This window comes from Pseudomonas sp. GW821-FHT07F05, from assembly GCF_059418765.1.
This window is the reverse complement of sequence record NZ_JBWKQL010000001.1, coordinates 189,688-212,636: the sequence shown is the minus strand read 5'-3', so window position 1 is coordinate 212,636 and position 22,949 is coordinate 189,688. Positions and strand designations below refer to the sequence as shown.

Annotated in this window: 24 protein-coding genes; 12 read left to right on the top strand and 12 right to left on the bottom strand. The window is 59.7% G+C overall.

Translation table 11 applies throughout. From position 1 onward, the window contains the following. The first annotated feature begins 3 nt into the window (after positions 1-3). From lptC to AC07RO_RS01000, 9 genes are all read left to right on the top strand, one after another. Positions 4-576, top strand: a complete 573-nt coding sequence (lptC, locus tag AC07RO_RS01040; protein ID WP_192171786.1) for an LPS export ABC transporter periplasmic protein LptC — start codon at positions 4-6, stop codon at positions 574-576. Next, the gene (gene lptA / locus AC07RO_RS01035) at positions 563-1,105 is read left to right on the top strand and encodes a lipopolysaccharide transport periplasmic protein LptA (protein WP_037014791.1); all 543 of its coding nucleotides are present in this window, start codon (positions 563-565) and stop codon (positions 1,103-1,105) included. Before lptC ends, lptA begins: the two co-directional genes overlap by 14 nt. Further along, positions 1,105-1,830 carry an LPS export ABC transporter ATP-binding protein gene (lptB, locus tag AC07RO_RS01030; RefSeq protein WP_074884367.1) on the top strand — a complete coding sequence of 242 codons (726 nt, stop codon included), beginning with the start codon at positions 1,105-1,107 and terminating at the stop codon, positions 1,828-1,830. The genes lptA and lptB overlap by 1 nt, the downstream gene beginning before the upstream one ends. 188 nt (positions 1,831-2,018) lie before the next feature. Then, entirely contained in the window at positions 2,019-3,512 is a 1,494-nt protein-coding gene (locus AC07RO_RS01025; RefSeq protein ID WP_192171787.1) for an RNA polymerase factor sigma-54, read from the top strand. 76 nt (positions 3,513-3,588) lie between these two features. Continuing rightward, positions 3,589-3,897 carry a ribosome hibernation-promoting factor, HPF/YfiA family gene (gene hpf, locus AC07RO_RS01020; RefSeq protein WP_037014798.1) on the top strand — a complete coding sequence of 103 codons (309 nt, stop codon included), beginning with the start codon at positions 3,589-3,591 and terminating at the stop codon, positions 3,895-3,897. Between the two features lie 12 nt (positions 3,898-3,909). After that, positions 3,910-4,374 (top strand): PTS IIA-like nitrogen regulatory protein PtsN, encoded by a 465-nt coding sequence (ptsN, locus tag AC07RO_RS01015; RefSeq protein ID WP_463583381.1) that lies wholly within the window; start codon positions 3,910-3,912, stop codon positions 4,372-4,374. Between the two features lie 2 nt (positions 4,375-4,376). Continuing rightward, positions 4,377-5,234 (top strand): RNase adapter RapZ, encoded by an 858-nt coding sequence (rapZ, locus tag AC07RO_RS01010; RefSeq protein WP_192171789.1) that lies wholly within the window; start codon positions 4,377-4,379, stop codon positions 5,232-5,234. 16 nt (positions 5,235-5,250) lie between these two features. Further along, entirely contained in the window at positions 5,251-5,523 is a 273-nt protein-coding gene (locus AC07RO_RS01005; protein ID WP_192171790.1) for an HPr family phosphocarrier protein, read from the top strand. Positions 5,524-5,567: 44 nt separating this feature from the next. After that, positions 5,568-7,097, top strand: a complete 1,530-nt coding sequence (locus tag AC07RO_RS01000) for a sensor domain-containing diguanylate cyclase (protein ID WP_495085075.1) — start codon at positions 5,568-5,570, stop codon at positions 7,095-7,097. A 42-nt stretch (positions 7,098-7,139) separates the two neighbouring features. Here AC07RO_RS01000 and AC07RO_RS00995 read toward each other — a convergent pair whose 3' ends face one another. Then, positions 7,140-7,613, bottom strand: a complete 474-nt coding sequence (locus AC07RO_RS00995; RefSeq protein ID WP_192132711.1) for a PA2169 family four-helix-bundle protein — start codon at positions 7,611-7,613, stop codon at positions 7,140-7,142. Positions 7,614-7,845: 232 nt separating this feature from the next. Between AC07RO_RS00995 and AC07RO_RS00990 the strand changes: the two genes are divergently transcribed. Together AC07RO_RS00990 and AC07RO_RS00985 are read left to right on the top strand one after the other, a co-directional pair. Continuing rightward, positions 7,846-8,109, top strand: coding sequence for a DUF3820 family protein (locus AC07RO_RS00990; RefSeq protein WP_495085074.1), 264 nt, complete (start codon positions 7,846-7,848; stop codon positions 8,107-8,109). 28 nt (positions 8,110-8,137) lie between these two features. Continuing rightward, positions 8,138-9,343 carry an aminotransferase class V-fold PLP-dependent enzyme gene (locus tag AC07RO_RS00985; RefSeq protein ID WP_495085073.1) on the top strand — a complete coding sequence of 402 codons (1,206 nt, stop codon included), beginning with the start codon at positions 8,138-8,140 and terminating at the stop codon, positions 9,341-9,343. A gap of 347 nt (positions 9,344-9,690) precedes the next feature. Here the strand turns inward: AC07RO_RS00985 and AC07RO_RS00980 are convergent, their stop codons facing one another. From AC07RO_RS00980 to zwf, 3 genes are read right to left on the bottom strand one after another with little or no spacing between them, the layout of a single operon-like run. Beyond that, positions 9,691-10,365 (bottom strand): bifunctional 4-hydroxy-2-oxoglutarate aldolase/2-dehydro-3-deoxy-phosphogluconate aldolase, encoded by a 675-nt coding sequence (locus AC07RO_RS00980; protein ID WP_122535897.1) that lies wholly within the window; start codon positions 10,363-10,365, stop codon positions 9,691-9,693. A gap of 17 nt (positions 10,366-10,382) precedes the next feature. Beyond that, positions 10,383-11,102: a 6-phosphogluconolactonase gene (gene pgl, locus AC07RO_RS00975; RefSeq protein WP_463583378.1), complete on the bottom strand. Its 720-nt coding sequence runs from the start codon at positions 11,100-11,102 to the stop codon at positions 10,383-10,385. After that, the gene (zwf, locus tag AC07RO_RS00970; protein ID WP_122535895.1) at positions 11,089-12,558 is read right to left on the bottom strand and encodes a glucose-6-phosphate dehydrogenase; all 1,470 of its coding nucleotides are present in this window, start codon (positions 12,556-12,558) and stop codon (positions 11,089-11,091) included. Before zwf ends, pgl begins: the two co-directional genes overlap by 14 nt. A 231-nt stretch (positions 12,559-12,789) precedes the next feature. Between zwf and AC07RO_RS00965 the strand changes: the two genes are divergently transcribed. Next, the gene (locus AC07RO_RS00965) at positions 12,790-13,659 is read left to right on the top strand and encodes a MurR/RpiR family transcriptional regulator (RefSeq protein WP_065992054.1); all 870 of its coding nucleotides are present in this window, start codon (positions 12,790-12,792) and stop codon (positions 13,657-13,659) included. 39 nt (positions 13,660-13,698) lie between these two features. On the opposite strand, the gene AC07RO_RS00960 is transcribed toward AC07RO_RS00965, so the two are convergent. The 8 genes from AC07RO_RS00960 to AC07RO_RS00925 all read right to left on the bottom strand — a co-directional run bounded on the left by AC07RO_RS00960 (position 13,699) and on the right by AC07RO_RS00925 (position 22,931). Then, on the bottom strand, positions 13,699-14,574 hold the full coding sequence (locus tag AC07RO_RS00960; RefSeq protein WP_495085072.1) for an aldose epimerase family protein: 876 nt from the start codon (positions 14,572-14,574) through the stop codon (positions 13,699-13,701). Positions 14,575-14,742: 168 nt separating this feature from the next. Further along, entirely contained in the window at positions 14,743-16,098 is a 1,356-nt protein-coding gene (locus AC07RO_RS00955) for a carbohydrate porin (protein WP_192171796.1), read from the bottom strand. A 137-nt stretch (positions 16,099-16,235) separates the two neighbouring features. Beyond that, on the bottom strand, positions 16,236-17,396 hold the full coding sequence (locus AC07RO_RS00950) for an ABC transporter ATP-binding protein (RefSeq protein WP_122535892.1): 1,161 nt from the start codon (positions 17,394-17,396) through the stop codon (positions 16,236-16,238). A 2-nt stretch (positions 17,397-17,398) separates the two neighbouring features. Next, positions 17,399-18,244, bottom strand: coding sequence for a carbohydrate ABC transporter permease (locus AC07RO_RS00945; protein ID WP_133772127.1), 846 nt, complete (start codon positions 18,242-18,244; stop codon positions 17,399-17,401). Then, a complete protein-coding gene (locus AC07RO_RS00940) occupies positions 18,237-19,145 on the bottom strand; it encodes a carbohydrate ABC transporter permease (RefSeq protein WP_037014845.1) in 909 nt (302 codons plus the stop codon). The genes AC07RO_RS00945 and AC07RO_RS00940 overlap by 8 nt, the downstream gene beginning before the upstream one ends. 156 nt (positions 19,146-19,301) lie before the next feature. Continuing rightward, a complete protein-coding gene (locus AC07RO_RS00935; RefSeq protein WP_122535890.1) occupies positions 19,302-20,588 on the bottom strand; it encodes an ABC transporter substrate-binding protein in 1,287 nt (428 codons plus the stop codon). A 138-nt stretch (positions 20,589-20,726) separates the two neighbouring features. Next, positions 20,727-22,187: an ATP-binding protein gene (locus tag AC07RO_RS00930; RefSeq protein WP_282369619.1), complete on the bottom strand. Its 1,461-nt coding sequence runs from the start codon at positions 22,185-22,187 to the stop codon at positions 20,727-20,729. A 6-nt stretch (positions 22,188-22,193) separates the two neighbouring features. Further along, on the bottom strand, positions 22,194-22,931 hold the full coding sequence (locus AC07RO_RS00925; protein WP_122535887.1) for a response regulator: 738 nt from the start codon (positions 22,929-22,931) through the stop codon (positions 22,194-22,196). Positions 22,932-22,949: the final 18 nt, after the last annotated feature.

Below are 22,949 nucleotides of genomic sequence, written 5' to 3'. Positions count from 1 at the left end.
TTTATGCTGAGCAAAAAGTTTCGAACGTTTCTGCTGTTCGGTGTGCTGGCACTGCTGCTGGCAGCGGTCGGCTACTGGAACATCAGTCCGGAAAGTTTCCTCGATCAACCCAAGGCTGCCGTGGATGAGAGCGCCGTCGATTACTACGCGACCAACGCCCACAGTATTCAGTACCTGCCCGACGGGACGATGCAGTACGACATGACCGCGGACAAGGTCGAGCACTTGAAAGCCACCGACGTCACCCTGATGACCACGCCGGTGCTGCAGATGTATCGAGGTTCTACCTTCCCGTGGCACGTACAGAGCGTTCGCGCCGAAGTGTCGCCGGGGGGCGATCACGTCGAGCTGATCGACTCGGTGCGCATCAACCGCACCGACGAAAAAGACCGCACCACCATCATCACCAGCAGCCGCATGACTGTATTCCCGCAGAAGCAATATGCGGAGACTGCCCAACCCGTTAGAATCGACGGCCTTGGCGGTGTAACGACCGGCACGGGTATGAAAGCGTATCTGAAAGAAAGCAGGATGAACCTGCTATCCAACGTAAGAGGACAGTATGAGGCTCGTTAAAACCCTTCCTTTTTTGCTCGGCCTGGGCGCAGCACTGGGAAGCGCGAGCGCCTGGTCTCTGCCGACGGATCGCGATCAACCCATCCACATCCAGTCGGATGACGCGCAGCTGGACGACAAGCAAGGCATCGCCACCTACAAAGGCAATGTCATCATCACCCAGGGCACGATGAAGATCACCGGCAACACCGTGACCATCACCCGTACACCGCAGGGCGACGTGGACGTGTTCACGTCCGTGGGCAACCTGGCCTACTACGAGCAGAAGCCATCGGTGGACAAGCCGATCGTTCAGGCCTGGGGCGTCACTATCCAGTACTTCGCGGCCCAGAACCGCATCGTGCTGATCGACAAGGCCAAAGTGGTCAACGACGGCAACACGTCCGAAGGCGAGAAAATCGTCTATGACACCGTCAAGCAGGTCGTGAACGCCGGTCGTGCCAATGGCACCAAGGTCACCGCACCACGCCCTCGTATCGACATGGTCATCCAGCCGAAAAAGAAAACCGACCAGCAGAAGGCCCAGTAATGGCGACGCTGAAAGCCCAGCACCTGGCCAAGGCCTATAAAAGCCGCCAGGTCGTACGTGACGTCAGCCTGTCCATCGAGAGCGGCCAGATCGTCGGCCTGCTTGGCCCCAACGGCGCCGGCAAGACCACCTGTTTCTACATGATCGTCGGCCTGGTTCAAGCGGATCAGGGTCGCGTCCTGATCGACGACCAGGACGTCAGCCATCAGCCGATGCACGGCCGTGCACGCGCCGGTATTGGCTACCTGCCACAAGAAGCGTCGATCTTCCGCAAGCTCTCCGTCTCGGACAACATCATGGCGATCCTGGAGACCCGCAAGGAGCTCGATCGCGCTGCCCGCCGCAAGGAGCTGGAAAGCCTGCTGCAGGAATTCCACATCACCCACATTCGCGACAACCTGGGCATGAGCCTGTCGGGCGGTGAACGTCGCCGTGTGGAAATCGCACGCGCCCTCGCCACTTCGCCGAAATTCATTCTCCTCGACGAACCCTTCGCCGGTGTTGACCCTATTTCCGTAGGCGACATCAAGCAGATCATTCACCACCTCAAGGCCAAAGGGATCGGCGTGCTGATCACCGACCACAACGTGCGTGAGACGCTGGATATCTGCGAAACCGCTTACATCGTCAACGATGGACAGCTGATTGCCGAAGGCGACGCCGAATCCATCCTGGCCAACCAGTTGGTCAAGGAAGTGTATCTGGGTCACGAGTTCCGCCTGTAACCGCAGTGATGACATGAGGTTGTGCGGTTCCCGCAATGTGCGCCATCGCCAACCTCGTTTTTTAATTGTCATCACACTCTAGGCAAACCCTCCAGCTTCAGGCATATAATTTGCTTAAGTTGGCGCCCTCGGCGCCCTGCTAGTAAATGGCGCGCAGTGCGCCGGCGAATAAGGTGTTAAGCCCTGCCATGAAACCTTCGCTAGTCTTGAGAATGGGCCAGCAGCTGACGATGACACCTCAGCTGCAACAGGCAATCCGATTGCTTCAGTTGTCGACGCTGGATCTCCAACAGGAAATTCAGGAGGCGCTGGAGTCGAACCCGATGCTGGAACGGCAGGAGGAAGGCGACGATTTCGACAACGCCGACCCCTTGGCGGATAACGTAGAGCAAAAGCCCAACGCTGATGTTCAGGAACCCACCTACCAGGAATCGGCGCCTACCGTCGACAATCTGGAAGACGGCGACTGGAACGAGCGCATTCCCAACGAGCTGCCCGTCGACACCGCGTGGGAAGACGTCTATCAGACCAGTGCCAGCAGCCTGCCCAGCAACGACGATGACGAGTGGGATTTCACCACCCGCACCTCCGTTGGCGAGAGCCTGCAAAGCCACCTGCTGTGGCAACTCAACCTGGCGCCAATGTCGGACACCGATCGCCTGATCGCCGTGACGCTGATCGACTGCATCAACAATCAGGGCTACCTCGACGAAACACTCGAAGAAATGCTCGACGCCTTCGACCCTGAGCTCGATATCGAGCTAGACGAAATCGAAGCCGTTCTGCACCGCATTCAGCAGTTCGAGCCTGCCGGCATCGGCGCTCGCAACCTGAGTGAATGCCTGCTGCTGCAGCTTCGCCAGCTGCCCGCCAAAACCAAGTGGCTGGCGGAAGCGCAGAAGCTGGTCAGTGACTACATCGATCTGCTCGGCAGCCGCGACTACGCGCAACTGATGCGCCGCATGAAGCTCAAGGAAGACGACCTGCGTCAGGTCATCGAACTGGTCCAGAGCCTCAATCCGCGCCCCGGCTCGCAGATCGAGTCCAGCGAAGCCGAATACGTCGTCCCTGACGTCATCGTGCGCAAGGACAACGAGCGCTGGCTAGTGGAGCTGAACCAGGAATCCGTGCCGCGCCTGCGGGTCAATCCGCAGTACGCCGGTTTTGTGCGTCGCGCCGATACCAGTGCCGACAACACGTTCATGCGCAATCAGCTGCAGGAAGCTCGCTGGTTCATCAAGAGCCTGCAGAGCCGCAACGAGACGCTGATGAAGGTGGCCACGCAAATCGTCGAACACCAGCGAGGCTTCCTCGAGTACGGTGACGAGGCCATGAAGCCCCTCGTTCTGCATGACATCGCGGAAGCGGTCGGCATGCACGAATCGACGATCTCCCGGGTGACCACGCAGAAGTTCATGCACACCCCGCGCGGGATCTACGAACTCAAATATTTCTTTTCCAGCCACGTCAGCACCTCCGAAGGCGGCGAATGCTCGTCCACGGCGATTCGCGCGATCATCAAAAAACTGGTCGCTGCGGAAAATCAGAAAAAGCCGTTGAGTGACAGCAAGATCGCTGGTTTACTGGAAGCACAAGGCATTCAAGTGGCCCGTCGCACAGTCGCCAAGTACCGCGAATCCCTTGGGATCTCGCCGTCCAGCGAACGCAAGCGACTGATGTAAAGGTCACACGTCAAAGCGTTCCAGTGGCAGGCATTACGCCTGCCTCTTAATGCACTGGCAACGAAGGAGAAGCTGTATGCAAGTCAACATCAGTGGACACCAGCTGGAAGTGACTGAACCTCTGCGTACCTACATCGGCGAGAAACTCGCCCGATTGGAACGCCACTTTGACAAGATCACGAATGTGCAGGTCACCATGGAGGTCGAGAAGCTCAAGCAGAAAATCGAAGCCACCTTGCACGTTCCTGGCGCTGAAGTGGTTGCCAACGCCGAACACGACGACATGTACGCAGCCATTGACCTGCTTGCCGACAAGCTTGACCGCCAACTCAAAAAACATAAGGAAAAACAGCAAAGTCTGCTGCAAGGCGCGACTGCTCGCTGACACTCCCCACCCATGATCCGACTTGAAAATATCCTGACCCCTGGCCGTTCACTCGTGAACGTGCCAGGCGGCAGCAAAAAAGCCGTACTCCAATACATCGCCAGCATGATCGGGAAGCAAGTGCCCGATCTGGATGAGCAGGTCGTGTTTGAGAGCCTGATTGCCCGTGAAAAGCTCGGCTCCACCGGATTCGGTAATGGCATCGCCATTCCTCACTGCCGCCTGAAGGGCTGCTCAACGCCTGTCAGCGCCGTACTGCATCTCGAGAAACCCATCGATTTCGACGCCATCGACGGCGCACCGGTTGACCTGCTGTTTGTGTTGCTGGTCCCGGAAGCGGCCACCGATGCTCACCTTGAATTGCTGCGTCAGATCGCCAGCATGCTCGACCGTGATGATGTGCGTAAGCGCCTGCGCGGTGCCAAAACCGACGAAGAGCTCTACAGCGTCGTGCTCGACGTCCAGAACGGTCACTGATCATGCGGATGATCATCGTCAGCGGCCGCTCCGGCTCCGGCAAGAGCACGGCCCTCGATGTCCTTGAAGACAGCGGTTTCTACTGCGTCGACAATCTGCCCGCCGGCCTGCTTCCAGAGCTGGCGGAGCGCGCGCTGATCAACACCGAACTGGCTGAGCCCCTGCTGGCGGTCTCGATCGACGCGCGCAATCTGCCCAGTCACCTGACGCGATTCCCGCGCATGCTCGCCGAAGTTCGGGCCCGGCACATCCAGTGCGACGTGCTGTTTCTCGACGCCGATGAAGCCACCCTGCTAAAGCGCTTTTCAGAGACCCGCCGTCGTCACCCGCTGAGCACGGCAACCCGCTCGCTGGCCGAAGCGATTCGTGACGAAAAAACCCTGCTCGGTCCGATCATCGACTTGGCTGATCTGACGGTCGACACCACGCACCTGAATCTCTACCAGCTGCGCGACATTCTCAAACTGCGCCTGCTGAACAAACCCGAGCCGGGCACTGCCTTCCTCATCGAATCCTTCGGCTTCAAGCGCGGCATGCCCGTGGACGCCGACCTGGTGTTCGACGTGCGCTGCCTGCCGAATCCGTACTGGAAGCCCGAGCTGCGCGAGCAGTCCGGCCTCGACAAGCCGGTTGCCGATTACCTCGCGGCTCAACCGGACGTCGAAGAAATGTTCCAGGACATCTTTTCGTACCTCAATAAGTGGTTGCCGCGCTTCGCCGCCAGCAACCGCGCCTACGTTACTATTGCCATTGGCTGCACCGGCGGACACCACCGCTCCGTCTACCTGACCGAACGTCTGGGTCAGGTGCTGCAGCAATCGCTCAAGAATGTTCAGGTCCGCCACCGCGACCTAAGCTGAAAGGACCTCCATCGCGATGCCCGCTCTAGAAATCACCATCATCAACAAGCTGGGTCTGCACGCCCGGGCCGCCGCCAAATTCGTGGGCGTCGCCGGCAAGTACCCTTGCCAGATCAGGGTAGGTCGCACGCAGGAGACCATGGTCGACGGCAAAAGCATCATGGCCGTCATGATGCTCGCGGCCGGCAAGGGCACCCTGATTCACTTGGCCACCGAAGGTGAAGAAGCCGATGCCGCGCTGGCAGGACTGGTCGAACTGATCAATAACAAGTTCGACGAAGGCGAATAAGCCTTACCGCTGCCCGACGCGTCCATTACCGTCAGAGATGAGCGATGCCACTGACAGCCATGCCTCCATTAGCGCGAGGGGTCAGATCAAGGTCCGAGAAGATGCTGATGCTGGGGAGCACCCTGGCGGTGGCAGCCATCTTAGCCATCGTGACTTCGTTGCTGTTTCGGGAGCTGGGCACGGCCAACGAAGCCGCCGTGCGCTCCGCAAACAACGTGGTGCAGTTGATCGACGCAGATGTGCAGCGTAACGCCGAGCTGTACGACACCTCACTTCAGGGCCTGATCACTGCATGGCGACGACCCGACGTGATGACGATCTCGCCGGAGTTACGGCAACTGGTGCTCTTCGACCGGGCCACGGCGGCGCCCTTTAAGGGCGATGTGGTGCTGCTGGATGAAACCGGGCGCATCGTCGCCGACTCCACCTCGCTGACGCCTCGGCTGGACAACTTTTCCGACCGGCCGGGCTTTCAGAAACACCGGGACAGCGGTTCGCTGGCGCTGGTGGTCGACGGGCCCTTCCTGTCACGCTGGGGCTTCAAGGACCTGTGCATCAGTTTCAGTCGCCGCCTCCCCTCCGACAACGGCCAGTTCGTCGGCATTGCCAGTGCATCAATGCGCCTGTCGTACTTCGATCAACTGTTTCGCACCCTGGACATCGGCCCCACGAGCACCGTCAACCTGCTCAGCGCGGATGGCGTGATGCTGGCCCGGCAACCCGATGACAACAACCGGACTTTCATCGGCCAGAACTTCAGCATGCGGCCCAACTTCAAACGCATTCTCAGAGAGGTAAACGGCAGCTTTGCGGCGGTGTCCGAGCTCGACGGCGCACAGCGGCTTTACACCTTCTCACGGGTTGGAGACTTGCCGTTGATCGTCGTGGTCGCTCAATCGCGGGACGATGTCTACGCCGTGTGGAAACGCAACGCGTTGCTGGTGGCGGGCGCCACAGGTTTGCTGTGCATCGGGATTCTCTGGCTGTCGTGGCTATTGGGCCGCCAGCTGCGCCTGCGCCAGAATGCCGAGCGCGAGCTGGCCGCGCTGGCGTCAACGGACGGGCTGACCGGTCTGGCCAATCGGCGCAGGCTGGACCAAGTGTTCAAGCAGGAGTGGACTCGCGGGATGCGTTCGGGAAGGCCCCTGGCGTTGCTGATGATCGACGTGGACCACTTCAAGGCGTTCAATGACCGGCACGGGCATCATGGCGGCGACGTCGCCTTGCGCAGCGTTGCTCAGACACTGGCCGCCAGTATCCGCAGGCCCGGTGACCTGGCCGCGCGTTACGGCGGTGAGGAATTCATGGTGGTGCTTCCGGAAACCGACAAGGCAGGTGCCTGTGTCATTGCAGGCAAGCTGCGCCTGGCGATTGAAGCGCTGCCGCCGTTCGCTGACGACACAGCGCCCATCACTGTCAGCATCGGTGTCGCCACGCATCTGCCGGTAAACCATGACGTGCCCGAGCTGCTGTTTCAGGCCGCGGACCGGGCCCTGTACCGCGCCAAGAAAAATGGCAGGAATCGCGTGGAATTCGAACCTTACGTCGCGCCCTCCACCGAACTGCAGGCATAAAAAAACGCCAGACTGGCTGGCGTTTTTTCGAGCGGCTACAAATTACTTGTTGGCAGCACGAACGGTATCACGCAGGGCTTTGACCTTGTCGTGGTTCGCTTGCACGCCCTGCAGCTGACGCTGGATCAGGGTAGTGACGTTGACTGGGAGGTTCTTCTCAGTCGCTTCCTGTGCGGCCTTTTTGTAAGCCTTCAGCGCGTGATCTTCACCGCTTTCGACTTCATTCAGGACTGCTTCGTCGTTCTTGCCACTCAAAGCGCTTTTCAGGTTGACCCAAAGACGGTGTGCGCCGCCAGCAATGCTGGAGGAGTCTTCTGGATCGCCGCCCAGTGCACGCACTTCAGCTTGCAGCTCGGCAACGGAAGTCTTGCAGCCAGAAGAACGGGAGAGCAGGTAAGCCTTGATTTCCGGGTTCTTGGCGTCTTCAGCAGCAGTGTGAAAACCTTTCTCACCGTCAATGCTGGTTTCGATCAAGTCATTCAGAATAGAGATGGCTTCTTTGTTGATATCCGACATTTTGCGGTTCCTTTCTGGCAGGTTTATCAAAGGTCTTGTTAACGAAACACTCGATAGAGGGGATATTGCACTGTGCGTGCCAGCTTTAGCCGATAAATAATATCTATATTTTTCAATGACTTAACAATATCAAGCGACAGTTGCGCCGCGCTTTCTGCATGATCTGTGTGTATGAGCAATTGCAGAATGCACGTATCGTTCAAGTTCACTCGAACGGATAAACGGTTATTGGATGAATCCAGAGGAATTGAAGTTGTTAGTCACACGCGAAATGCCGTTCGGTAAGTATCAGGGAAGGTTGCTGGCAGACTTGCCAGGTGATTACCTGAACTGGTTCGCCCGACAAGGTTTTCCGGCTGGAGAGTTGGGCAGCCTGTTGGCCCTGATGCATGAAATCGATCACAACGGCCTCTCGGCATTGCTGGACCCGCTGCGCACGCGGCCCCGCGAGCCGCTGCGCCAGGGCATGCCGAAAGCCCCCATACGCTTCAACTAAACGCCCATAGATAAAAGCGAGCCGCTTGATGAACAGCACTGCATACGCAATAACGGAATTGGCGGATGAACAGGCTCGGGACGAAGCGTTCTGGCAGCAGGTTGCGGCGCAGTACGACGTCGAGCCCGGGCCGGTCAATTTCGAATACGGCTATTTCGGCCGTATGACCCGCGCAGCACTCAAGGATTACGAGCAGAACCTCGCTTACGTCAATCGGAGCAACTCGGTCTACGTGCGGCAGAAGTTCGATACCGAGGACAGCGAGACCATTCGCGCCGACCTTGCCGATCTGCTGAACGTGCCAGTCCGCGAAGTGGCCATCACCCGCTCCGCGTCCGAGTCGGTGCAAGCGCTGATTCGCAACTACAACGGCCTCGTGGCAGGTGACCAGGTGTTGGTAAGCGACCTGGATTACAACAGCGTGCAGACCGGCATGCGTTGGCTGGCGAAGAATCGCGGCGTGGAGGTCATTGAGGTCACTCACCAACACCCCGCCAGCCATGACGGGCTGCTGCAAACTTACCGCGACGCCTTTGCCGCACACCCGCGGCTTAAGCTGGTGGCGCTGACCTACGTCACTCATCGCACGGGTCTGGTAATGCCGGTGAAAGCGATCGCCGAGCTGGCCAAGGCCCACGGCATCGAAGTCATTCTGGATGGCGCCCACGCGCTAGGCCTGCTGGATTTCGAACTGGCTGACCTTGGCGTGTCGTTCGCCGGATTCAACCTGCAGAAATGGATTGGCGCACCGCTGAGCCTGGGTTTTATCTACGTGAAGGAGGAACGCCTGAGCGCCATCGACCCCGACATGGCCGACGAGCGCTACAGTGCTGACGATATCCTCGGTCGCGTACCTTACGGGACGCCGAACATTCCGGCCTTGATGACCCTGCCAAAAGTCTTCGCCGACCATCGCGCCATGGGCGGCGCACCCGCCAAAGGCGCACGTTTGGCCTATCTGCGAGACCTGTGGGTCACTCAGGCGCGGACCATCGAAGGCATCGACGTGCTGACGCCGGACGACCCTCGGCTCTATTGCGGCATCACGTCATTCCGCTTCAGCCGTCACGCGGATCAGGAACTCATGGTCAAGCGCCTGCTGGATGAGCACGGCATTTTTGCGGTGACGCGTGAAGGCTCGGCCTGCGGGACGTGCATCCGCATTACGCCCGGATTCACCACATCGGCAAGGGATGTCGAGCAGTTGGTGGCAGCACTTCGTGCGCTGGCATAGGGTCAGCTCCCGAGTGGCCGCGCCGGGATCAAAGCCTTCGGTGAGCCCGTAGAAAAAAAGACGGCGCCTTCATGACGAAGGCGCCGTAAATCCATCGAGAAACGAACTACAAAGGAGCGGCAAAGATAAGCGCTCCTGCCGCTGCCTGTGCGGTACATATGTATTACGTATGAAAGGCGCAAAAAAAACGGCGTTCCCGACCAAGGAACACCGTAAAAAAGCCATGCAACAACGACTTCTGCAGCAACGCCCCGACAGGGCGCCATAAACGGATCATGCTCAGCAGTTAACCAGCCTCCACTTGAACGGAAGCTGTCGAAAGCGGAGCCTGACCGGCAAATTCACACTCAGTCGAACAACGCGATGGCTTCGGCCGTGGCGTCGGTAATCCGCTGCCAGTCGCCGTTCTTCACCCACGCGTTATCGATCATCCAGGTGCCGCCGACGCACATCACGTTGGGCAGCGCCATGTAGCTTTTCAGGTTGGCCGCACTGACGCCGCCGGTTGGGCAGAAGCGCACTTCCGGGAATGGACCGCCCAGTGCCTTGATCGCACCAACACCGCCACTGATTTCCGCCGGGAACAGCTTGAAGCGGCGATAGCCCAGCGCGTAACCGATCATGATTTCCGAAGCGCTGCTGATGCCTGGCAGCAGCGGCAATTCGCTGAGCGCGGCGGCTTCCAGCAGATCCTGGGTGCTGCCGGGGGTGACGATGAACTGTGAACCCGCCTCCTCGGCCGCCTTGAGCATGTGGCGGTCGAGAATGGTGCCGGCGCCGACGCTCAGCTCAGGACGCGCATCACGCAGCATGCGAATGGCTTTGAGCCCGAACTCGGAACGCAGGGTTATTTCCAGCGCATTCAGGCCGCCAGCGGCCAGGGCATCGGCCAGCGGCAGGACATCCTGTTCGCGGGCAATGGTAATGACCGGCAGAATCTTCGCTTTCGCGCAGAGTGCGTCGATCTGGGCAATCTTGCTCGCCATGCTATTCAACGGCTGTTTCACTTGGGTATTTTCCATGGCGGCTGATCCTTTGCTTATGGGCACCAGTAGATCTCTAGAGACGGGTTGAGGAACGCGCGCACTGGCATTTCGGCGAGGTCATCGCCTGCCAGTGCAGCGCGCAATGTGTCGAGTTTGGCCTGACCGGAGACGGACAGGATGGTGGTCGCTGCCGACGCCAGGACCGGACGCGTCAGGGTCAGGCGCTGATGGGGGACGGTCGGTGCGAGCATGGGCAGGCAACGACGATCGCTGTGGAGGTCCAGCGCTTCTTGCAGATGCGGGCTGTTGGGGAACAGCGACGCGGTATGCCCGTCATCGCCCATGCCCAGAATCAGCACGTCAATCTTAGGCAGCGCCTTGAGCGCCTCGTCAGTCGCCGCTGCAGCTTCGTCCACCGTCGTGGTCGGACGATAGAGGCTGAAGAACTCCGCTTCCGCCGCTGGCCCCTGAAGCAGGAAACGCTTGAGCAGGCCTTCGTTGCTGTCGGCGTGTTCGACGGGCACCCAACGCTCGTCGGCCAGACTCACGCAGACTTTCGACCACTCGAGTGGCTTCTGCGCCAGCGCCTTGAAAAACGCCACCGGGCTTTTGCCGCCGGACACCACCAACGTGGCCGTGCCCTGGGGGTTGCTGGAAATCGCAGCTGTGAGTCGCTCGGCCACGTGATCGGCCAGCGCGTTCGCCAGCACTTCGGGGTTATCGAATTCGTGGGCCTTCAGGCCCGCCGGAAATTCAAGTTCACATATCGCCATACCAGGATCTCCCGTCACGCGTAATCAAAGCAATGGAGCTCATCGGCCCCCAGGAACCAGCGGGGTAAGGCTTGGGCGCATCGCCCGCCTTTTTCCAGCCAGCGATCAACTGGTCGCACCATTGCCAGGCGTATTCGATTTCGTCTTTGCGGACAAACAGGTTTTGATTGCCCCGCATGACCTCCAGCAACAACCGCTCGTAGGCGTCCGGCACACGGGCGCTGCGGTAGGCATCGGAGAAGCTCAGTTGCAAAGGGTTGCTGCGCAGCTGCATGCCTTTGTCCAGGCCCTGATCCTTGGTCATCACTTGCAGCGAGATGCCTTCATCGGGCTGCAGCCGGATGATCAGGCGGTTGCTGATCTGCAAGCGCTGCTCAGGGGCAAAGATGTAATGCGGCGGCTCTTTGAAGTGGATCACGATCTGCGACAGCTTCTGCGGCATGCGCTTGCCGGTACGCAGATAGAACGGCACGCCCGACCAGCGCCAGTTACGGATATCGGCACGAATGGCGACGAAGGTTTCCGTGTCGCTCTGGGTATTGGAGTTTTCTTCCTCCAGATAACCCGGCACCGGCTTGCCCTCGCTGTAGCCGGCGATGTACTGACCGCGCACCACCTGGGTGGCCAGACGCTCCGGGGTGAAAGGCGCCAGTGCCTTGAGCACTTTCACCTTCTCGTCACGAATACTGTCGGCGGACAGGTCGCTGGGCGGGTCCATCGCGATCAGGCACAGCAGCTGCAAAAGGTGGTTCTGGATCATGTCACGCAGCTGACCGGCCTGGTCGAAATAGCCCCAGCGCCCTTCGATGCCGACCTTCTCCGCCACGGTGATTTCCACGTGGGAGATGTGGTTCTGGTTCCACTGTGTCTCGAACAGGCTGTTGGCAAACCGCAGGGCAATGAGGTTTTGCACCGTGTCCTTGCCCAGATAGTGGTCGATCCGGTAGATGCGGGTTTCAGGCAGGAACTTGGCGACGGCATCGTTGACGCGACGGGAAGACGCGAGGTCATGTCCGATGGGTTTTTCCAGCACAGCGCGGGTGCGATCGGTCAGGCCGACCAGCGCGAGGTTTTCGCAGATGGCGCCATAGACCGACGCCGGTGTCGCGAAGTAGGCAATCATGGTCGGCGCGTCGCCCACGGCTTCGGCAAGCGCGACGTAGTCCTCGCCTTTGAGGAAGTCCACATGCAGGTAACTCAGGCGGGCCTGAAAACGCTCCACGTGTTCAGTCTCAAGCTGCGCCTCGGGGACGAAGCGACGCAGGCTTTTATCAATGTAAGCCAGGTGCTCCTCAGGAGTCCCCGGCTCACGGGCCAACGCAATAATTCGGGTCTCGGCATGCAGCAGTCCAGCTCGATCAAGCTGGTACAACGCAGGAAACAGTTTGCGTACCGCCAGGTCACCCAAGGCGCCAAACAACGCAAAAGTGCACGGTTCAACCGTAATCGAGAGCATAATGTTGGTTCTTTTATCAAGTTAAGCTACAAATACCTTTTTTAAAGGCGTTACTCAAGGCCGAATGTAGTAATAACCACAACATTCCCACCTTAACCACATTAGAGTGGTGATCACCACAGGCCCTCAGTACGATAGGCCACCTTTGCGACAGGCTAAAGGCCGAAATTCCCTCACTGCAAATAAAGGCCTGTCGACCGGCCTGTCGCCGTTTCATCAGAAGGACAAACAATGGACCGCGTACGCAATCTTCTGGAGCAGATCCAGAGTCGTCTGGAAGAGCTGAACAAGGCCGAGCGCAAGGTCGCCGAGGCGATTCTGAGCAATCCGCAGCAGGCCACCCGGTTCAGCATCGCTGCGCTGGCCCAGGCCGCGAAGGTCAGTGAACCGACGGTCAACCGTTTCTGCCGCTCGTTTGATGTCAGCGGCTATCCCGAGCTGAAGCTGCAACTGGCCCAGAGCCTGGCCAGCGGCGCCGCCTACGTCAGCCGCGCCGTGGAAGCCGATGACAACCCGGAAGCCTACACCCGCAAGATCTTCGGCAGCGCCATCGCGTCCCTCGACAGCGTGTGCCAGGTGCTTGACCCCAACCTGATCAGCAAAGCGGTCGACCTGCTGATTCAGGCTCGGCAGATTCACTTCTTCGGCCTCGGGGCTTCGGCGCCGGTGGCATTGGACGCGCAGCATAAATTCTTCCGCTTCAATCTCGCCGTCACGGCCCACGCCGACGTGCTGGTGCAGCGCATGCTGGCCTCGGTGGCCCACACCGGCGAGCTGTTCGTGATCATTTCCTACACCGGGCGCACACGCGAGCTGGTCGAAGTGGCGCGCATCGCCCGTGAAAATGGCGCGTCGGTGCTGGGCCTGACCGCTGCCGACTCGCCGCTGGCGAAGGCCAGCACGTTGAGCCTGAACATTCCGCTGCCGGAAGACACCGACATCTATATGCCCATGACGTCGAGGATCGTCCAGCTGACAGTGCTGGATGTGCTGGCGACCGGCATGACCCTGCGTCGGGGCGTCGACTTCCAGCCGCACCTGCGCAAGATCAAGGAAAGCCTGAACGCGAGCCGGTACCCGGCGGACGATGAGCTGAATTAAGGGAACGCCTCATTTGCAGGCGATCCCCCGCTCCCACACTCAATGAACCAGGCTTGCCTGCAGGCTTAAGCTGGCGTGCTGCCCGGGCGCCAGGCTCAAGCAATCATCCACACCCGACGCCGCCTCGACGCGCAAGAAACCCATCGCTTCATCGCAGCCCACGCCAAGCAAGGGTCGGCTGCCGGGGTGCCAGACGACGGTGCTGTCGCTGTCGCCGGTGTCGATGCTCAACCGCCGCTGCCAGGCGTCGTCTTGTAGTTCCAACAGGCCTGCATGCTCGAACACCCGCTGACAACTGCCATGAACCCGAAGCTCGCCCCGCTGCTCGCAAGCGCTGCGACTGAGTTCGTCATAGCCGTGGGCACCGTCGAGCCCCTGCAAAGCGACGTCCGCCACATCACTGATGCGCCAGTAGGCGTGCAAGCCATGGCCGAAGTGACAAGGCTCGCTGTCGTCGTGACGCGTCTCCAGGCGCAGGTCCATCGAATGCCCGAGCTCGGCATAAAGATCGGCCTGCCAGTCCCACAGCTTGAGTTGCCAGCGCAATGTGACGCCCGCCTCGTGCTCGTGGCTTTCGACCAGTTTCCAGTCGAGGAGTCGGCCCCAGCCGTTGGCCGGCCAACCACTCTCCCCCGGATGACGTCCGACCCAGGGCCAACTAACCGGCACGCCACCGCGGATCGCGCCGACCAGAGGCCAGTGGGCGGCACACCACAGCCAAGGCTTCTGCCCGGCAGGTTCAAAATGCAACAGCTGAGCGCCCTGCCGACTGAACACGGCCTGGCACTGCGCATGATTGATCACCAGCACATCACGCTGTTGGTAACGTTCCCACTGAAAGGTCGGTTGCGGTCGCACCGAGGTGAAGAAACGCTGAAGAGGGTGCTCGGTTGAGCCGGGGTCCCTGAAGGGCATCGTTGTCGCACTCCAGATGGCGGTCACTCGTCACGCGAGAAAAAATGCCCCGAACGCGGAGCCATTGCTACGGATTAAATAGCGCGAAAAAAAACGGGCAGCTTGGCTGCCCGTAAAGCACACACGACCCTTGATCGTTTGTGGAGCGCGGAGGAGCGTCCGCTTAACTTAGAACTTCGATTGAATCTTGATACCGGCAACCAGTGCGTTCTGAACGTCGTCCACACCGCCCGGGCTCTTCACGTACTGCAGGTTAGGACGCACGGTCAGCCAGTCGGTTACGTGCACGCCGTAGTAGATTTCCGAGTTGTATTCGGTCTTCTGGATCGGCAGGTAGCCTGGGTTGTCGTAGTCTTCGATGCCGTTGACGGCGTTGACCAGACGACGGTTGTCCTGGGCATCATCGTTCACGTGGATACGCGCGACGCCGATACCGATGTCATCCTTCGGACGTGCATCGAACGGGCCTTTGTAGACGAAGCCGACCTGCTGGTAGTTGTCGACGAAGTTGGTGGCTTTGTCATGCACAGTCGCGTTGGCGAAAATGCTCAGACCACGGGATGCGTCGCCGTTGTGCGCGGTCAGCTGTTGCTGAGCCACGACCCACCAGCCGTGCTTGTCTTTGTGGGACTTGAAGTCACCGCCGGCGATTGCCTGTGGCTGACCGTTTTCGTTCTCGTAGAGATCGTCGGCGCTCGGGTTACTCACGTAGTAGCCCAGACGGTATTCGCCTGGCAGAGAGTTGACGTTTGGCGACCACACCACTTCAACCGGTACGACGGTGCCTTTGGAGCCGCTGCCGCTGAGTTTGAAGCTGTTGCCGGTTTCGAGGTACGAAGGGTTCTGCTCGTAGACGCCGATCTGGGCGAACAACTCAGGCGTGATGTTGTACTTCACGCGGGCAGCCCACTGGCTGACAGGCCAGTTGTACCAGGTGTTGACGTAGTTACCGACTTGCGAGCCGCAGAACGAAAGGTTCTGGAAGTCGCAAGGGAAGCTGTTGAAGTCTTCGCCTTCACCGAAACGACCAACCTTGATGTCCAGCTTGCCGTCGAAGTACTTCTGCTTGACCCACATCTGGGTCAGACGCCAGGTCTGGCCACGGCCCCAGACTTCCTGGGAGGAACTGAGCGTGCCGGCACGCGGATCGCCGATACGGTCGTTGGAGATGTTGTTGCCGCTACGCTCGGTGATCGCGAGCTTGAACTCTGCGTCGTGCCAGCCGAGGATTTTTTGCAGGTCCATTTGTACGCCGAACGCAAACTGGTCGCTGTAGCGGCCGGTTCTGTCGTCGTTATAACCACCGTTGAGGTTGGAGGCGGCTTCGCCCACGTACTCGATCGGGAAGTCGTAACCCTTGTCGTACAGCTCTTGACGCAGACCACCCCAATCGCCGGTCATGTGCTCGCTGGCTTTGAAAGGCTCCATTGCAGACGCCGTTCCGGAAATCGTCAACGCGCTCAGGACAGACAACCCACCGATCAGCTGAAACTGGTTAAGCGACTTGTTACGTACCTTTTTCATCCCTTGGATCCTCGTTTTATTGTTATTAGCTTTTGAACAGCGTTGTAACCACGTACATCGTGTGCATGACGGGTTTTGTACGGCAGACATCCACCCGTCACAGGTGCTCGTTTGTGCAGTGCTCCTGCACATCGGGATCAGTTGCGGTTGAGCCGCGTGACATTCCCCATGTTCTCCACCGACTGACTCGGTGCCAGGACGCCAAGGCGCTCGCCGGTTTTGGCGTCGAACAGCAGAACCTTCGCCGGATCGAACTGCAACGTCAAGGTCTCGCCCACAGCGGGTGCAATATCCGGCGCCAGACGGCAGCAGACCTTGCTCTCGTTGAGGGTAACGAATACCAGCGTATCCGGGCCAGTCGGCTCGGTCACCTGGACTTCGGCGCGAATGGTCGGCAGACCGGCAGCATCACCGGACGCTAGCACGATCTGCTCGGGACGCAGGCCCAGAATCACCTCACGGTCCTCAAGACCGGCGTCGTTCATGCTCATCGGCAGCTCGCAACGGGCCTGACCGCTGTCGAGCAGCGCGACGAGGCGACCGTCCTTGCGTTGCAGGCGCAGCGGGATGAAGTTCATCGGCGGCGAGCCGATGAAGCTGGCCACGAACAGGTTGGCCGGATCGTTGTAGATCTGCTTTGGCGTGCCGAACTGCTGAATGATGCCGTCCTTCATGACCGCCACTTTGTCGCCCAGTGTCATCGCTTCGATCTGGTCGTGGGTCACGTAGACCGTGGTGGTCTTCAGGCGCTGGTGCATCAGCTTCATTTCGGTACGCATCTCGACGCGCAGCTTGGCATCGAGGTTCGAAAGCGGCTCGTCGAACAGGTAAATCTTCGGCCGACGGGCCAGCGCCCGGCCCATGGCCACGCGCTGTTGCTGACCACCGGAGAGCTGCCCCGGCTTGCGATTGAGCAGGTGTTCGATCTGCAGCAGCTTGGCGACCCGCGCCACTTCGGCGTCGATGTCGGCCTGATTCATCTTGCGAATCTTCAGCCCGAACTCGATGTTCTCGCGCACGCTCATGGTCGGGTACAGCGCGTAGGACTGGAAGACCATCGCGATGTCGCGATCCTTCGGGCTCATGCCGCTGACGTCCTGATCACCGATCATGATCGCGCCGCCGGTAATGTTTTCCAGCCCGGCGATGCAGTTCATCAGGGTCGACTTACCGCAGCCCGAAGGGCCGACCAGAATCAGGAACTCGCCTTCTTTGATGGAGAGTTCGATGTTCTTCAGGGTGTCCGGCAAACCGGCCCCGTAAGTCTTGTTTACATTGCGTAGTTCAAGCGTTGCCATGATTACCCCTTGACTGCGCCGGCCGTGAGCCCGCGCACGAAATACTTGCCTGCGACCACGTAGACCAACAGGGTGGGCAGACCGGCGATCATCGCCGCCGCCATATCAACGTTGTATTCCTTGACGCCTGTGCTGGTGTTGACCAGGTTGTTCAGCGCGACCGTGATCGGCTGCGAATCACCGCTGGAGAACACCACGCCGAACAGGAAGTCGTTCCAGATCTGGGTGAACTGCCAGATCAGGCAGACCATGATGATCGGCGTCGACATCGGCAGAATGATCCGACGGAAGATGGTGAAGAAGCCGGCGCCATCCAGACGTGCCGCTTTCACCAGTGCGTCCGGAATACTGACGTAGTAGTTGCGGAAGAACAGCGTGGTGAACGCCAGACCGTAAACGACGTGGACGAACACGAGACCTGTGGTGGTGCTGGCCAGGCCCATTTTGCCCAGCGTGAAAGACGCCGGCAGCAGGACGGTCTGGAACGGCAGGAAGCAACCGAACAGCAGCAGACCGAAGAACAACTGCGAACCGCGGAAGCGCCACATCGACAGCACGTAGCCGTTCAGCGCACCAATGGTGGTGGAGATCAGCACCGCCGGAACGGTGATCAGGAACGAGTTCCAGAAGTAACCTTTCACCGTCGCCCAGGCTTTGATCCAGCCGATGGCCGTCACTTCGGTCGGCCAGCTGAGCAGGTTGCCGCTGCCGATGTCTTCCGGCGACTTGAAGCTGGTCAGCAGCATCACCACCAGCGGCACCAGATAAATGAATACCGCAACGATCAGCACCGCATAGATGGCGACGCGGCTCAGGCTGAGGGCGGGCTTGTTGGCGAGACTAGTCATTGCGCTTGGCCCTCAGCTCGGAATACAGATAAGGCACGAGGATGGCGAGAATCGCGCCGAGCATCAGGATCGCACTGGCGGAACCCATGCCCATCTGGCCACGGCTGAAGGTGAACGAGTACATGAACATCGCGGGCAGGTCAGACGAGTAGCCCGGGCCACCGGCCGTCATGGCCGCGACCAGGTCGAAGCTTTTGATGGCGATGTGCGCCAGAATCATGACCGCACTGAAGAACACCGGACGCAGGCTTGGCAGCACGACCTTCCAGTAGATTTTCGGCATGCTCGCGCCGTCGATCTGCGCAGCACGGATGATCGACTGATCAACGCCACGAAGGCCGGCCAGGAACATCGCCATGATGAAGCCCGACGCCTGCCATACCGCAGCGATCACCAGGCAGTAAACGACGCGGTCCGGATCGATCAGCCAGTCCAGGCGGAAGCCTTCCCAGCCCCAGTCACGCAGCAGTTTGTCCAGGCCCATGCCCGGGTTGAGCAGCCATTTCCAGGCCGTACCGGTCACGATCATCGACAGCGCCATCGGGTACAGATAAATGGTGCGGATAAAGCCTTCGCGGCGGATGCGCTGATCCAGGAAGACCGCCAGCAGCACGCCAACCACCATGCTGATGCCGATGAACATGCCACCGAACACCGCGAGGTTTTTGCTGGCTACCCACCAGCGGTCGTTGTCGAACAACCGCGCGTATTGCGCCAGACCCACGAATTTGTAGGTCGGCAGGAAAGTCGAGTTGGTGAACGACAGAACGAACGTCCACAGGATATAGCCGTAGAAGCCCACCAATACGATGAACATGCTGGGCGCCAGCACCAGTTTGGGTAGCCAGCGCTGCAGTGCATCGAACGGCGAGGCTTTGCTGAACACAGCAACAGAACTCATGGTGAAATCCAGTACAGAAGAATGAAGAGTGCAAACACGCCGCCGTCTGTGGGAGTGAGCTTGCTCGCGAGGCGGTGTGTCAGTGCCGTCTGTATTGGCTGACATGACGCCATCGCGAGCAAGCTCACTCCTACATGGAGCAAGGGGTGTTACGGCTTACTTGGCAGACTTGATCGCAGCGCCCAGCTTCTTCGCCGCGTCGGCCGGATCGGCTTTCGGGTCGTTGATGAAGTTGGTCACGACGTCAAAGAAAGCGCCCTGCACGGCCAGTGTGGTGGCCATGTTGTGCGCCATGCTTGGTTGCAGGCCGCCGGTTTTGGCGTCAGCCAGGAAGTCCTTGGCAGCGGTCTGGGCGCACGAGTCAAAACCGTACTTGCCCATGTCAGCCAGCATGTCGTTGCGAACCGGGATCGAGCCCTTGTTGATGCTGAAGACTTTCTGGAAGTTTTCACCCAACACGACCTTGGCGATGTCCTGCTGACCGGCAGCAGTACCTGCATCCTTCTGCTTGAACACAGCCAGGGAGTCGATGTTGTAGGTGAACGCCTTGTCGGTGCCCGGGAACGCTACGCACTCGTAGTCCTTGCCGGCGACTTTCTTGGCAGCGGTCCATTCACTCTTGGCCCAGTCACCCATGATCTGCATGCCGGCCTTGCCGTTGATGACTTTGGCGGCTTCCAGGTTCCAGTCCTGGCCTTTGCCGTCGGCATCCATGTAGGTGGCGACTTTCTTCAGCTCGGTGAGCGACTTGACCATTTCAGGGCCGGTCAGCGCAGCGTTGTCGAGGTCGACCAGTGCCTTTTTGTAACCATCAGCGCCCATGACAGAGAGAACGACGGCTTCAAAAACAGTGCTGTCCTGCCAAGGCTGGCCACCGTGGGCCAGAGGGATGAAGCCTGCCGCTTTGAGCTTGTCGCCCGCTGCGTAGAATTCTTCGAGGGTGGTAGGGGCTTTTTCGATACCGGCTTTCTTGAAGACTTCCGGGTTGATCCACAGCCAGTTGACGCGGTGGATGTTCACCGGCACGGCGACGTAGTCACCGTCGTACTTCACGGTGTCGGAGACTTTCTTGTCCAGCAGGCTGTCCCACTTCTCCTCTTTGGAGACGTTTTTAAGCACGTCGGTATCAAGCAGGCCGGTAGAGGCCCATTCCTGGATGTCCGGGCCTTTGATCTGGGCAACGCCAGGCGGGTTGCCAGCAACGGCGCGGCTCTTGAGCACGGTCATTGCGGTTGCACCGCCGCCGCCTGCGACGGCGCCGTCTTTCCAGGTGAAACCGTCTTTTTCAACTTGCGCGCGGAGCACATCGACAGCGGCTTTTTCGCCACCGGACGTCCACCAGTGCACAACTTCGACGGTGCCTTTGGCATCAGCTGCCATGGCGCTCAGAGGGAACAACGAGGCGAGGGAAATAAGTGCAGCGAGACGGGAAATCGAATTCATATCTGACCTTTCTTGTTGTTATGCATGAGCAAGTCGTGGCGCTTGCGCTGCGTGGATTCTAACCAAGGGGTTAGAGCGGACGGTAACGAAGGGATGCGCAAATGTCACAGGGCTGTGACATTGGGGAAAGGGACCGGATTACTCCACACCACGCGGCAGATAGAGCGTGACCCGCAACCCGCCCTCGCGCATGTTCTGCAACGTCACTTCGCCGCCGTGGCTGTGGGCAATATTGCGGGCGATCCCGAGCCCCAGCCCGTAACCCTGCTGGTGTTTGCCGGCCAGCCGGAAGTGCGGTTCGAAGACTTGTTCCATTCGCTGTTCAGGCACGCCCGGGCCTTCGTCCTCGACGTGAAGAATGAACGCATCGGCGTCGTCTTCAACGAACAGGTGCGCACGGTCGCCGTATTTGATGGCGTTATCGATCAGGTTGCCCATGCACCGGCGCAGCGCCAGGGGCTTGCCGTAGTACATCGACATCGCCTTGCCGTGCAACGTGACACGGCCTGCACCGTCAGCGGAGAGATAGGGCTCGATCAGGCAATCCAGCGCGTGATTGAGGTCGACCGGCTCGATGTTCTCGTGAATGTCGGTGTCCTTCACGCACTGCAACGCGCCTTTGACCAGCAACTCCAGCTCATCCAGGTCACGGGTGAATTTGGCCTGCATCTGTTCGTCTTCGAGCAGCTCGACGCGCAGCCGCAAGCGAGTGATCGGGGTGCGCAGGTCGTGGGAAATCGCGCTGAAGAGCTGGCCGCGTTCGGTCAGGTAACGGCTGATGCGATCGCGCATGGTGTTGAACGCGCGGGTCACTTCCACCACTTCACTGCCGCCGCCCTCCACCACCGGCTCGACGTCGGCACCCAACGACAGATCCCGCGCGGCATGGGCCAGACGCTTGAGCGGGCCGCTCTGCCAGTGCACCAGCAGACCGATGAAGACCAGCAGAAAAATACTGGTCAAAGCAATGAACCAGACTTGCTGCGAGGGCAGGCCTTCCGCTTCGAGCATGGTGTAGGGCTCAGGCAGCAGCGAGGCGATGTACAGCCATTCGCCGGGCGACAGCTCGATTTGCGTGACCAGCACGGGCGGATTGACCGGTTCAAGGGTCAGCGCGTAATGGGCCCATGAGCGTGGAAGTTCGTCGAGTCTGAGACCGCTGTTGAAAATGCGCAGGTCTTCGGGACGCACGAAGCGCACGAGGATGTCGGGATCAGCGCCGAGGTTTTGCCGCAGCACCTGACCGACCACATCGATGACCGCCGTCTTGCGCACGGTGGGCTCAAGCACCTGCATTTCCAGCGGCCGATCGTTGAGCGACACAAAGAAACGCGTGCCGCCCATGCTGCGCAATTGATCGAGCACCAGCGGCCGAAACGCAACGGGGAGCGAGCGGAAGTAACTCACACTCGCCGCCATGGAAAAACCCAGACTGCGGGCGCTGGTGACCAGGCCTTCCATCTGCGTGGCGCGCAGTTGCGAAAGCCAGATCAGGCTGGACAGGGTTTGCGCCAGCAACACGGCGAGCAAGGTCAGCAGCAGCATGCGTCCGAGCAGCGAACGCGGCACCGGCAAGCGGCGTTTCCTGTCGGTCACCATTGAGTATCAGTAACCGTTGCCGGCTTGGGGGAGGACATTGGCTGCCAGCAGATAACCACTGCCTCGCACGGTGCGGATCAATCGCGGGGCCTTGCCAGTGTCACGCAAACGCTGACGCAGGCGGCTGACCGCCATGTCGACGATGCGCTCCAGCGGCATCAGCTCACGGCCACGGGTGGCGTTGCCGATGGTGTCGCGATCGAGAATCTGTTGGGGGTTGTCGAGAAACAGTTTGAGCAGCGCGAAATCAGCGCCGGACAAAATCACTTCTTCACCATCGTTGTGAAACAGCCGATGACTGACCATGTCCAGCCGCCATTCATCGAACACCAGCACTTCACCGCCGCTGCGTTCCTGGCCGAACTGGGCACGGCGCAACAGGGCTTTGATCCGGGCCTGAAGCTCACGGGGGCTGAAGGGTTTGGCCATGTAATCATCGGCGCCGAGCTCCAGACCAATGACGCGATCAGCCTCGTCGGAGCTGGCGGTGAGCATGATGATGGGAATATGCGGTTGACGCGGATGCTGCCTGACCCAACGACACAGGCTGAAGCCATCTTCATCAGGGAGCATCACGTCGAGAATCAGCAGGTCGCTGGCCTCTTCGTTGAATGCCTGACGAAACTCCGCCCCATCGCCGACCGTGCGCACCTGAAAACCGGATCGGCTCAGGTAGGCTTGCAGCAACTCGCAAATCTCCTGGTCATCGTCGACCACCAGAATCGATTTACTGACAGCGTTCACATGGTCGTCCTTGTGAGC